The organism is Demequina maris, assembly GCF_000971155.1.
In the GTDB taxonomy this organism is placed as follows: Bacteria; Actinomycetota; Actinomycetes; order Actinomycetales; family Demequinaceae; genus Demequina; species Demequina maris.
Genome location: NZ_BBLX01000003.1, coordinates 227,097 through 238,457, shown reverse-complemented (window position 1 = coordinate 238,457; position 11,361 = coordinate 227,097). Strand labels below are relative to the sequence as shown.

The following is an 11,361-nucleotide window of genomic DNA, read 5'->3' as shown; positions in this document are numbered from 1 at the left end:
GCGCACGGCCCTCTACCCGTGCACGCCGATTCGTCTTGTCAGGTCGAGGCTCCCGTGATTCCCCGGGGACCGCGATCCGGCTCACACCGAATTCAGAAGGAGACAGCCATGGCTGTGAAGATCCGCCTCAAGCGCTTCGGCAAGAAGCGCGCCCCGTTCTACCGCGTCGTCGTCATGGACTCGCGCACCAAGCGCGATGGCCGTGCGATCGAGGAGATCGGCAAGTACCACCCCACCGAGGAGCCCTCGATCATCGAGATCGACTCCGAGCGCGCGCAGTACTGGCTCTCCGTGGGCGCGCAGCCCACCGAGCAGGTCGCCGCGCTGCTCAAGCTCACCGGTGATTGGGCCACCTTCAAGGGCGAGAAGGGCGTGAGCACCGTCAAGGGTGCCTCCGCCAAGGCCGACGCCGCCGACGCCATCAAGGCGCAGGCCGACGCCGCGGAGAAGGCCAAGGCCGACGCCGCCGCCGCCAAGGAGGCCGCCAAGGCCGAGGAGACCGCCGCCGCCGAGGCCGAGGTCGCCGACGAGGCCGCCGAGGCCCCCGCCGAGGAGAACTGACGATGGTCGTCGACGCTCTCGAGTTCCTGGTCCGCAGCATCGTCCGCAACCCGGACGACGTCCGCGTGACCGAGCGCTCCGGGCGTCGCGGCACCACCCTCAACGTGGTGGTGCACCCCGACGACCTGCCCCGGGTCATCGGTCGCCGCGGTCGCACCGCGACGGCTATCCGGACGGTCGTCGAGGCCATCGCGCGTGACGACGTCCGCGTCAACATCGTGGACGTCGCCTAGCCTCAGGCTCGACGCACGGCAGGCCCTCTTCCTCCGCTCGGAGGGAGGGGGCCTGCTGCGTGTCCGGGTGCCGCGGGGACGATGCGCGGGGTCAGACCCGCGTGCCGCGGAACCAGGCCGAGGCGCGCCGCGTCGACAGCAGCCCGATGACCGCGAGGGCGAGCACGATCTCGATCGCGGCCTGCCAGGCGACCTCGCCGCCCACCCTCCCGAGCCCGTACGCGGCGCCGGCGATGCGCAGCACCATCACGATGATGACGAGCACGCGCGCGCCCTGGGAGCCCATCGCGAGGCCCGCCGCGACGGCCGCGGTGAACACACCCATGACCAGCGTGGTGAGGCCGTACCAGAGCAGGTTGTCGGCGTTGATGCTCGAGCTGAGGTCGTCCGGGTTGTAGTAGAACCAGATCATCAGCGCGCCGAGGATGAGGTCGAGCCCCGCGGCGATCCACGTGAGCGCGGAGACGAGCGTGACGGAAGCGGGACGACGTTCGCTGGCCATGAGAGCCTCCTTGTCAGGGCGCGCGCGGGCGCTCCCTCTCAGGATGCTCGGAAATACGCGAACGCGCGAGGCGTGGAGAGCGCGATGATGATCAGCAGCGAGCCGGCCACCTGGCCCAGTGCCTGCCACTTCACGAGCTCGCCGAGCACGCTGTACGCGTAGAGGCCGCCCGCGATGCGCGCCGCCATGATGGCCATGATCGCGATGCGCGAGACCTGCGACCCGGCGGAGATCCCGAGCGCGAAGGCGGACGTGAGGAGGCCGACCGTGAGCAGCACGAAAGCGTACGCGCGCAGCTCGCTCGCCGTCAGCGCGAGGTCGACGGCGCCCATGTTGAGGCTGAGCCAGACGAGCGCCGCGCCGGTGACCAGGTCCCCGATCGCCGCGACCCACGTGAGGATCACGACGAAGGTCACGCCAGGCGGGCGTCCCGCGGCTTCGGCCATTCCGTCTCCCCAGGTGGATGTCGGGACCACGCTAGCGCGCGCCGGGGCCTCGGCGGCGGAAAGTACCCTGGTGTCATGAGATTGACCGTCGCCCGCATCGGCCGCGCCCACGGGCTCAAGGGCGAGGTGTCGGTCGAGCTGCGCACCGACATCCCCGAGGACCGGCTCGTCCCCGGCGAGGTGTTCGCCACCGAGCCCGCCTCCGCCGGCCCGCTCACCGTCGGCCGGGTCCGCGTCCAGTCGGGGCGCTGGTTCGTCCAGTTCGACGAGATCCGCGACCGCGACGCCGCCGAGGCCGCGCGCGGCATCGAGCTCACGATCGAGGGCGCCGAGTCCGACGAGGACGACGCGTGGTTCGTCCACCAGCTCGTGGGCCTGGCCGCCGTCCGGCCCGACGGCTCCGCCCTCGGCGAGGTCGTCGACCTCGTGACGATGCCCGCGCAGGACCTGCTCGTGGTCAAGCAGCCCGGCGGCCACCGCGCGATGATCCCGTTCGTCGAGGAGTTCGTGCCGGAGGTTGACGTCGAGGGCGGCCGCGTGGTCCTGACGCCGCCGTTCGGCCTGCTCGCGGGCGAGGAGCCCGAGGTGACGGGGGAGACCTCCGCATGAGGATGCGCATCGACGTCGTCACGATCTTCCCCGAGTTCTTCCAGGTGCTCGACGTGTCGCTGCTCGGCAAGGCGCGCCAGGCCGAGCTCGTCGAGACCCACGTCCACGACCTGCGCGATTACGCCGCGTTCAAGGCCGACGGCACGCCCGACGTGCATCGCACGGTGGACGACGCCCCGTTCGGCGGCGGCGCCGGCATGGTGATGAAGCCCGACGTGTGGGGCAAGGCCCTCGACGACGTGCTGCGCCCCACCGGCGTGCTGGTGATCCCGAGCCCCGCCGGGGTGCCGTTCACGCAGGCGCTCGCGCAGGAGCTGTCGACCGCGCCCCAGCTGGTGTTCGCGTGCGGACGGTACGAGGGCATCGACGCGCGCGTCGCCCACCACTACGCGGACGCCGGCTACCGCGTGCTCGAGGTGAGCCTCGGCGACTACGTCCTCAACGGCGGGGAGGTCGCGACGTACGCGATGATCGAGGCGATCACGCGCCTCATCCCCGGGTTCATGGGCAACGCCCAGTCGATCGTCGAGGAGTCGCACTCGGACGGGCTGCTCGAGTACCCGTCGTACACGCGGCCGCAGTCGTGGCGCGGGCTCGACGTGCCCGAGGTGCTGCTCAGCGGCCACCACGCGCGCGTCGCCGAGTGGCGGCACGAGCAGCAGCTCGCCCGCACCCGCGAGCGGCGGCCCGACCTGCTCCCGCCGGAGGAGCCCGGCGCCTGGTGACGCGCCCATGCCGGCCAGGCCTCGCATCGTCCGGGCACGGTGTGGCAGAATAGTTCCTCGGTGCGCGCGGCGCCGGGACCTGCCACAGGGGGTCCGGCGGCATCCGCGACGCAGCTGAACACACCGATCGCCATCAGGCGGATACCGTACGTGACCTGTGGCATGTGCGAGGAGAGAAAGTCATGCAGAAGCTTGACCATGTGGTTGCGGACCAGCTCCGCGACGACGTCCCGGCGTTCCGCGCCGGCGACACCGTGAAGGTCCACGTCAAGGTCATCGAGGGCAACCGCTCGCGTATCCAGGTCTTCCAGGGCGTCGTCATCGCTCGCCAGGGCCAGGGCGTCGGTGAGACCTTCACCGTCCGCAAGATCTCGTTCGGCGTGGGCGTCGAGCGCACCTTCCCGGTGCACGCCCCCACGATCGAGAAGATCGAGCTGGACCGCCGTGGCGACGTGCGCCGCGCGAAGCTGTACTACCTGCGCGGCCTGCGCGGCAAGGCCGCTCGCATCCGCGAGAAGCGCGAGAACTAAGATCGCGACCAGCGCTGACGTACCGGCGGGCGGGAAACCGTCCGCCGGTCGTCGTGCGTGGGGCTGGGCGAAGGAGCTCCTGCTCGTCATCGTGAGCGCGCTGCTGCTCTCGCTCGTGATCAAGACCTTCTTCTTCCAGTCGTTCTACATCCCGTCGCCCTCGATGGAGCCCACGCTCATCGAGGGCGATCGCATCCTCGTCACCAAGTGGCGCCCCGACCCGCTGCCGCTGCGCCGCGGGGACGTCGTCGTCTTCAAGGACCCCGCGAACTGGCTCGGCCACGCCGGCCAGGAGCAGAGCGGTCTCAAGCTCGTCGTTAAGGACGTGCTCACGTGGACGGGCCTGCTGCCGGAGGACGCCGGCGAGCACCTCGTCAAGCGCGTCATCGGGCTGCCGGGCGACATCGTCGAGTGCACCGACCCCGACGGTCAGGTGACCGTCAACGGCGAGGCGCTCGACGAGGACTACATCGCCGAGGGCGCGCGCCCGTGCGGCACCGAGTTCCGCGTCGAGGTCCCGTCCGGCTACCTGTGGGTCATGGGCGACAACCGCGACGACTCCGCCGACTCCCGCGCCCACATGGGCGACCCGGGCGGCGGCACCGTGCCCGTCGACAACGTCGTGGGCACCACCTTCGCCGTCGTGTGGCCGTTCGACCGCTTCGGCGGGGTCGGCAACCCCTACGGCGACCAGGCCGAGTCCACCCAGGAGTGACGTGACGGTCTCGCTGATCCACGAGGCCGCGCTGTGGGATGCCGGCTTCGACGCCGTCGCCGGCATCGACGAGGTCGGCCGAGGCGCGCTCGCCGGACCCGTGAGCGTCGGCGTCGCCGTCGTCACCCGCTGCGAGTCCTGGCCCGACGGTCTCACCGACTCCAAGCTCCTCAGCGCCGCGCGCCGCGAGGCGCTGCTCGAGCCGCTCGGCTCGTTCGGCGTCGGCCGCGCCGTCGGCCATGCCACCGCCGCCGAGATCGACGAGGTCGGCATCGTCGCCGCGCTCCGCCTCGCCGCCCGCCGTGCGCTCGACGCGATCCCCGTCGCGGTCGACGCCGTCCTCCTCGACGGCACGCACGACTGGCTCACCCCGCCGCCCGCGGACCTGTTCTCGGACCACGCCGACGAGTGGGACGCGCCCCCCGTCACCATGATCGTCAAGGGCGACCGTGCCTGCGCCTCGATCGCGGCGGCCTCCGTGCTGGCCAAGGTCGAGCGCGACGCGCTCATGGCCGTCGCCCACGAGGAGCACCCCGAGTACGGCTGGGACTCCAACAAGGGCTACGGCGCGGCCTCGCACCTCGAGGCGCTCCGTGAGCACGGCCCGTCGCCGCTCCACCGTGTCTCCTGGAAGCTGCCCTTCCGCGCCTCGTGACCCGGCGCGGCATTCGCCAAGCCGGGGGGTTTGCGGGCATCCTTGACGGGTGAGCCACGAAGACCTCGAGAACTACGAGACCGAAGCCGAGCTCGCGCTCTACCGCGAGTACCGCGACGTGGTGGGACTGTTCCAGTACGTCGTGGAGACGGAGCGTCGGTTCTACCTGTGCAACAAGGTGGACCTCCAGGTCAAGGCGTCAGGCGGGGACATCTACTTCGAGGTGACCATGGCCGACGCCTGGGTCTGGGACGTCTACCGCAGCGCGCGCCTCGTCAAGAACGTGCGCGTCGTGACGTTCAAGGACGTCAACATCGAGGAGCTCGCCCGCGACGACGACCTCCCCGACATCCGTCAGATCCGCGGCCGCTGAGCCGCACCCGTCCACGAGGCCCCCGGTGAACGCCGGGGGCCTCGTGCGTTCCGGGGTGTCCCTCCGCCGCCACCGCCCCCGCCCCTCCGCCGCTCCACCCCACGCAACCGGCGTACGTGCCGCATCGTCCGGGCCGGGACCAGGGACGATGCGCACGAGCCCGGTCCTGTGCGCCGGTTCGGTGCGCCCGGCGGGTGGCCCCCGTTCGCAAGTCACACCTCTGACGACCGGTGCGGCCGGATCCCCGTGTGCGCCGCGCGCACCCGGCGTCAGAGGTGTGACTTGTGGAGGGCGGCGTGCCCCGACCTGACGCAACCGGCGTACGTGCCGCATCGTCCGGTCCGGGACCAGGGACGATGCGCACGAGCCCGGTCCTGTACGCCGGTTCGGTGCGGGGGCGACGGGAGAGGGGCACCCCACGCCCCCATCGGTGCAGTCCCCGCAAATCTGCACTTGACGCAAAAGTGCAGTGACTGCAAGAATGTGGACATGCCCACCGCCACCCCCGTGCTCGGACTCCGCGAGCGCAACCGCCTGCGCCGCACCCGCCGTGTCGAGCGCGCCGCGCTCGCGCTCGCGCTGGAGCACGGCGTGGACGACGTGACGGTGGACATGATCTGCGAGGCGAGCGACATCTCGCCGCGGACCTACTTCAACTACTTCGGCACCAAGGAGGGGGCCCTCATCGGCCCCGCGCCCTCGACGCCCGACGAGGCCTTCGTCGAGGAGTTCGTGCACGGGCGCGGCCCGATCGTCGAGGACCTCATGCTGCTGATCGCCCGCGGCTTCTTCGCCACGGAGCCCGACCGCGAGGTGTTCGCGATGCGTCGCGAGCTGTACGCCAAGGAGCCGTCGCTCCAGGCGCTGCAGGTGACCCGCATGGCGGGCAAGCGCCAGGCCACGGCCGAGCTCGTGCGCCGCCGCCTCGCCGACCAGCACCCCGACATGCCCGCGACCGAGGCGAGCGACGAGGCCCAGCTCGTCATGAGCGTCGCGTTCGGCGCGTTCCCCGTCATCAGCCGGCTCTGGATCGAGCAGTCCGGCGACGAGGCGGAGGTCGAGACCTACATCCACGCGGCGATCGCGCGCATCCGGCGCATCGTCTCCCCGTGACGCGCGACCCGCGTCCAGTCCCCGTTCGAAAGAGAGACCATGACCACCACCACATCGGCGCGCGCTGCTGAGGCGCCCGCCACCGACCGCAGGGGCATCCTGCTGGTCTTCGTGGGGCTCATGACGGCCATGCTGCTGTCGGCCCTCGACCAGACCATCTTCTCCACCGCGCTGCCGACCATCGTCGGCGAGCTCGACGGCGTCGACCACATGCTGTGGGTCACCACCGCGTACATCCTCGCGGCGACGATCATGATGCCGGTCTACGGCAAGCTGGGCGACCTCATCGGCCGCAAGTCGCTGTTCATGATCGCGATCGGCCTGTTCATGGTCGGCTCCGTCGTGGGCGCGCTGTCGGCCGGGATGACCGAGCTCATCGTGGGCCGCGCGATCCAGGGCCTGGGCGGCGGCGGTCTGATGATCCTGTCGCAGGCCGTCATCGCGGACATCGTCCCGGCGCGCGAGCGCGGCAAGTACATGGGACTCATGGGCGGCGTGTTCGCGCTCGCCTCGGTCGTCGGCCCGCTGCTCGGCGGCTGGTTCACCGAGTCGATCGGCTGGCAGTGGTGCATGTGGATCAACGTGCCGCTGGGCCTGATCGCCATGGCGTCCGTCGCGATCTTCCTCCACCCCGCGCCGCGTGACCGCGCCAAGCCGCGCCTCGACATCGCCGGCATGGCCCTCATCGCGATCGCGTCCGCCTCGCTCGTCCTGTTCACCTCGTGGGGCGGCGGCCAGTACGAGTGGACCTCGCCGGTGATCCTCGGCCTCGTCGCCCTCACCGTGGTCGCGGGCGTCGCCTTCGTCCTGGTCGAGCGTCGCGCCGCCGAACCGATCATGCCGCTCGAGATGTTCAAGCACCGCAACTTCAACCTCACCACCGCGGCCGGCCTGCTCATGGGCATCGCGATGTTCGGCACGCTGGCCTACATGCCCACCTACCTGCAGATGGTGGCGCAGGTCGACGCGACCACCGCGGGCCTGCTGATGATCCCGATGATGGGCGCGATGCTGCCCACCTCGATCATCGTGGGCCGCACGGTCTCGCGCACCGGCCGCTACAAGGTCTACCCGATCGTCGGCGCGGTCATCATCGCGGTCGCGATGTTCCTGCTGTCGACCATGAGCGCCACGCAGCCCATCTGGGTGACCTGCACGTACCTCGCGATCTTCGGTATGGGCCTCGGCCTCCAGATGCAGGTGCTCGTGCTGATCGTGCAGAACACGTTCCCGCTGTCGATGGTCGGCACGGCCACCGCCGCGAACAACTACTTCCGCCAGATCGGCGCCTCGCTCGGCGCGGCGGTCGTGGGCTCGATCTTCACCAACAACCTCATCGAGCTCCTGACCGAGCGCGTGCCCGGCGGCGCGTCCTCGCTGGGCGACGCCAACTCGCTCACGCCCGAGGCCGTCACCGAGCTGCCGCAGCAGGCGCAGGACATCATCGTGGGCTCGTACAACGACGCGCTCACCCCGGTGTTCCTCTACATCGTGCCGCTCGCGCTGCTGGCGCTCGTGCTGCTGATGTTCGTCAAGGAGGTGCCGCTGCGCACCACCCTCGAGCGCGACGCGGTCCCCGAGGCGCTCGACGTCGAGGGCGCCTACCTCGACGAGAGCGACGCGCAGGCGGACGCCGACCGCGACGGCGACCGCCGCGAGCCCGCGGTCGTCTAGCGCGGAGCACGTCCCGAAGGGCGGGGAGGAGCGATCCTCCCCGCCCTTCGTCGTACCCGGGGACGATGCGGCGATCGGCCCCGGCGTCCGGGCGCGCCGATGCGCACGGCCCCGTGCGCCCGCCGCACCCTCCACAGAAGCGGCGCCCGTGCCGCCGGCCCGCCGCCGCATCGTCCACCGTGGACGCGGAGGTGGGGCGATGGCGGTGAAGGACGAGGTGGGCCGGTACGGGGAGGAGCTCGCGGCGCGCCGGCTCGTCGAGGACGGGTGGGAGGTGCTCGCGCGCAACTGGCGCTGCGGCATCGGCGAGGTCGACATCGTCGCGCGGGACGGCGCCGAGGTGGTCTTCGTCGAGGTGAAGACCCGCCGGTCGGACGCGTTCGGCGGCGCGCTCGCGGCCGTCACCGCCGGCAAGGTGCGGCGGCTGCGCCGGCTCGCGGGGGAGTGGCTAGCGGCGCAGCCGGTGGTGTGGGCCGGCGCGCGCATCGACGTCGTCGCGGTGACCCTGCCCCGGTCGGGTCCCGCCGTGCTCGAGCACCTGCGGGGCATCGGGTGATCGGGCGGTGCCGGTCGGTCGTGCTCACGGGGCTCGCGGGGCACGTCATCGACGTCGAGGCGCACGTCGCGCGCGGTCTGCCCGCCTTCACCATCGTCGGACTGCCCGACGCGTCGCTCGCCGAGGCGAAGGACCGGGTGCGCGCCGCCGTCGCGTCGTCGGGGGTGGAGTGGCCACGCCAGCGCATCACGGTCAACCTGTCGCCGGCCTCGCTGCCGAAGTCCGGCCCCGCCACGGACCTCGCGATCGCGGTCGCCGTGCTCGCGGCTGCCCGCACGCTCGACGCGGCGCGTGCCCGCGAGCTCGTGCTGCTCGGGGAGCTCGGCCTCGACGGACGCGTGCGTCCCGTGCGCGGCGTGCTGCCGGCGGTGGCCGCCGCGGTGGAGGCGGGCAGCCCGCGCGTCGTGGTGCCCGCGGGCAACGCGGACGAGGCCGCGCTGGTCGCGGGCGCGACGGTCGACGGCGCGGTGGCGCTAGCGTCGGTGCTGCGCGCGCTCGGCGCGGACGCCCGGCCCGAGTCCGTCGAGCCGGTCCGCGCGCCCGTGGTGGCGTCGACGTGGTCGGCGCCGCCGGACCTCGCGGACGTGCGCGGCCAGACATCCGCCCGCGTGGCGCTCGAGGTGGCGGCGGCGGGCGGGCATCACCTGCTGATGGTCGGGCCGCCCGGCGCGGGCAAGACGATGCTCGCCGAGCGGCTGCCCGGCATCCTGCCGGATCTCGACGACGCGGAGGCGGTCCGGGTCACGGCGGTCCACTCGCTCGCGGGTACCTTCGATGCCGCCCGCGGGCTGCTGCGGCGCCCGCCGTTCGAGGCGCCCCACCACACCGCATCGGCCGCCGCGATCGTCGGCGGCGGGGCCGGCCTCGCCCGGCCGGGGGCGGTGTCCCTCGCCCATGCGGGCGTGCTGTTCCTCGACGAGGCGCCGGAGTTCCCCACGCGCGTGCTCGACACGCTGCGCCAGCCCCTCGAGCGCGGCGAGATCGTGCTGCACCGTGCGCACGGCGCCACCCGCTACCCGGCGCGCTTCCAGCTCGTCCTCGCGGCGAACCCCTGTCCGTGCGGGCACTTCGCGGGCACCGGGGAGGGCTGCTCCTGCACGGCGCTCGCGCGCCGGCGCTACCTCGGCCGGCTGTCCGGGCCGCTGCTCGACCGCATCGACATCCAGGTGCCCGTGCTGGCGGCCGCCCGGTCGGACGAGCCGGGGGAGCCCAGCGCCGCGGCGGCCGCCCGCGTGGCCGCCGCCCGTGCCGCTGCGTCCGAGCGGCTCGCGCCTCACGGGTGGCGCACCTCCGCGGAGGCGCCCGGCCCGTGGCTGCGTCAGGTGACCTCGCGCCAGGCGTGTGCCGGGCTGTGGCGCGCGGTCGACCGCGGCATTCTCACCGCGCGCGGGTTCGACCGGGCCCTGCGCCTCGCGTGGACCCTCGCCGATCTCGAGGGCGCGCCGAGCCCGGACTCCGGCCACATCACGGAGGCGCTCGCGCTGCGCCAGGGGATCACGGCATGAGCACCGATGCGGATGCCCGGCTCGTCTGGAGCGCGATCGCGGAGCCGGCCGACCGGGAGGCGGGATGGCTGGCCGCCCGGCTCGGGCACGCGGAGGCTCTCGCCTGGCTGCGCGCGGCGATGCGGGATCCCGTCGGCGCGACCGTGGCGCTCGCCGACGAGCCCGCGCGCGTCGACAAGGTCCTGGCGTCCCTCGGCCGATGGACGCCGCGGCTCGACGCGGCGCGCCCCGACGACCTGCGCGAGCGGGCCGCGCGTGTCGGCGCCCGGATCGTGGTGCCGGGGGAAGCCGGGTGGCCTCTCGAGCTCGACGACCTCGGTGAGGGCGCCCCGCACGCGCTGTGGGTCCGCGGCGAGGCGGACCTCGCGGCGGCGTGGACGCGCTCGGTCGCGGTCGTCGGTTCGCGCGCCTCCACCGCGTACGGCGAGCACGTGGCCGCGGAGGTCGCCGCGGTGGCCGCCGAGCGAGGGATCGCCGTCGTGAGCGGTGGCGCGTACGGGATCGACGCCGCGGCGCATCGGGGCGCGCTCGCGGCCGGAGGGACGACCGTGGCGGTGCTCGCGGGCGGGGTCGACCGGCTGTACCCGGCCGGCAACGCCGCACTGCTCGCGCGGGTGATCGCCTCCGGTGCGGTGGTGAGCGAGCAGCCGCCCGGCTTCGCGCCCCACCGCCAGCGCTTCCTCAGCCGCAACCGGCTCATCGGTGCGGCGCGGGTCACGGTGGTCGTCGAGGCCGCGCGCCGCTCGGGAGCGCTCAGCACCGCTGAGCATGCCATCACGCTCCGCCGCACGCTCGCCGCGGTGCCGGGGCCGGTGACCTCGGCGGCGTCCGCGGGCTGCCACTGGGCCGTCCGGGACCGGGGCGCCACGCTCCTCTCCGCTCCCGCGGACCTTCTCGAGCTGGTGCTCCCGCTCGGCGACGCCCTCGACGAGGAGCCCGATGGCGCGTCCGGGGGCGGCGGGCCCGAGTTCCGCACCCGGGAGGAGCGTCAGGCCTACGGCGCCATCCCGCGCCGCGGCGCGCCCGCGGACGCCATCGCGATCGCCGCCGGTCTCACGGCGAAAGAGGCCCGCGAGGCCCTCGGAGGGCTCGCCCGACGCGGCCTGGCGAGGCTCGACGCGGGCCGGTGGACCAGGACCGACGACGTCCGGACCCCCTGACGAA

General features: G+C 73.1%; 15 protein-coding genes. 13 read left to right on the top strand and 2 right to left on the bottom strand.

The window, feature by feature from the left end:
- Positions 1–108: 108 nt before the first annotated feature.
- Together rpsP and AOM02_RS05085 are read left to right on the top strand one after the other, a co-directional pair.
- Complete coding sequence (gene rpsP, locus AOM02_RS05090; protein ID WP_062297286.1) at positions 109–561, top strand: 30S ribosomal protein S16; 453 nt, start codon at positions 109–111, stop codon at positions 559–561.
- A 2-nt stretch (positions 562–563) separates the two neighbouring features.
- Positions 564–794 (top strand): KH domain-containing protein, encoded by a 231-nt coding sequence (locus tag AOM02_RS05085; RefSeq protein ID WP_062287270.1) that lies wholly within the window; start codon positions 564–566, stop codon positions 792–794.
- A gap of 91 nt (positions 795–885) precedes the next feature.
- Here AOM02_RS05085 and AOM02_RS05080 read toward each other — a convergent pair whose 3' ends face one another.
- Together AOM02_RS05080 and AOM02_RS05075 are read right to left on the bottom strand one after the other, a co-directional pair.
- Positions 886–1,296, bottom strand: a complete 411-nt coding sequence (locus AOM02_RS05080; protein ID WP_062297284.1) for a hypothetical protein — start codon at positions 1,294–1,296, stop codon at positions 886–888.
- Between the two features lie 38 nt (positions 1,297–1,334).
- Complete coding sequence (locus AOM02_RS05075; RefSeq protein ID WP_156156088.1) at positions 1,335–1,742, bottom strand: hypothetical protein; 408 nt, start codon at positions 1,740–1,742, stop codon at positions 1,335–1,337.
- Positions 1,743–1,817: 75 nt separating this feature from the next.
- On the opposite strand from AOM02_RS05075, the gene rimM reads away from it, so the two are divergent.
- The 11 genes from rimM (at position 1,818) to dprA (ending at position 11,357) form a co-directional block, all read left to right on the top strand.
- Positions 1,818–2,351, top strand: a complete 534-nt coding sequence (gene rimM / locus AOM02_RS05070; RefSeq protein WP_062297280.1) for a ribosome maturation factor RimM — start codon at positions 1,818–1,820, stop codon at positions 2,349–2,351.
- 2 nt (positions 2,352–2,353) lie between these two features.
- Complete coding sequence (gene trmD / locus AOM02_RS05065; RefSeq protein ID WP_062297278.1) at positions 2,354–3,076, top strand: tRNA (guanosine(37)-N1)-methyltransferase TrmD; 723 nt, start codon at positions 2,354–2,356, stop codon at positions 3,074–3,076.
- Between the two features lie 182 nt (positions 3,077–3,258).
- Positions 3,259–3,606 carry a 50S ribosomal protein L19 gene (rplS, locus tag AOM02_RS05060; protein ID WP_062297276.1) on the top strand — a complete coding sequence of 116 codons (348 nt, stop codon included), beginning with the start codon at positions 3,259–3,261 and terminating at the stop codon, positions 3,604–3,606.
- Positions 3,607–3,697: 91 nt separating this feature from the next.
- Complete coding sequence (gene lepB, locus AOM02_RS05055) at positions 3,698–4,321, top strand: signal peptidase I (protein WP_062297274.1); 624 nt, start codon at positions 3,698–3,700, stop codon at positions 4,319–4,321.
- Position 4,322: 1 nt separating this feature from the next.
- Entirely contained in the window at positions 4,323–4,976 is a 654-nt protein-coding gene (gene rnhB, locus AOM02_RS05050) for a ribonuclease HII (RefSeq protein WP_062297272.1), read from the top strand.
- Positions 4,977–5,025: 49 nt separating this feature from the next.
- Positions 5,026–5,349: a DUF2469 domain-containing protein gene (locus tag AOM02_RS05045; RefSeq protein ID WP_062297270.1), complete on the top strand. Its 324-nt coding sequence runs from the start codon at positions 5,026–5,028 to the stop codon at positions 5,347–5,349.
- Between the two features lie 489 nt (positions 5,350–5,838).
- Positions 5,839–6,462, top strand: coding sequence for a TetR/AcrR family transcriptional regulator (locus AOM02_RS05040; RefSeq protein ID WP_062297268.1), 624 nt, complete (start codon positions 5,839–5,841; stop codon positions 6,460–6,462).
- Positions 6,463–6,501: 39 nt separating this feature from the next.
- Positions 6,502–8,136 carry an MDR family MFS transporter gene (locus AOM02_RS05035; RefSeq protein WP_082104885.1) on the top strand — a complete coding sequence of 545 codons (1,635 nt, stop codon included), beginning with the start codon at positions 6,502–6,504 and terminating at the stop codon, positions 8,134–8,136.
- Between the two features lie 199 nt (positions 8,137–8,335).
- Positions 8,336–8,692, top strand: a complete 357-nt coding sequence (locus AOM02_RS05030; RefSeq protein ID WP_062297266.1) for a YraN family protein — start codon at positions 8,336–8,338, stop codon at positions 8,690–8,692.
- Complete coding sequence (locus AOM02_RS05025) at positions 8,689–10,197, top strand: YifB family Mg chelatase-like AAA ATPase (protein WP_062297264.1); 1,509 nt, start codon at positions 8,689–8,691, stop codon at positions 10,195–10,197. The genes AOM02_RS05030 and AOM02_RS05025 overlap by 4 nt, the downstream gene beginning before the upstream one ends.
- Positions 10,194–11,357, top strand: coding sequence for a DNA-processing protein DprA (gene dprA / locus AOM02_RS05020; protein ID WP_062297263.1), 1,164 nt, complete (start codon positions 10,194–10,196; stop codon positions 11,355–11,357). The genes AOM02_RS05025 and dprA overlap by 4 nt, the downstream gene beginning before the upstream one ends.
- The last annotated feature ends 4 nt before the right edge of the window (positions 11,358–11,361 follow it).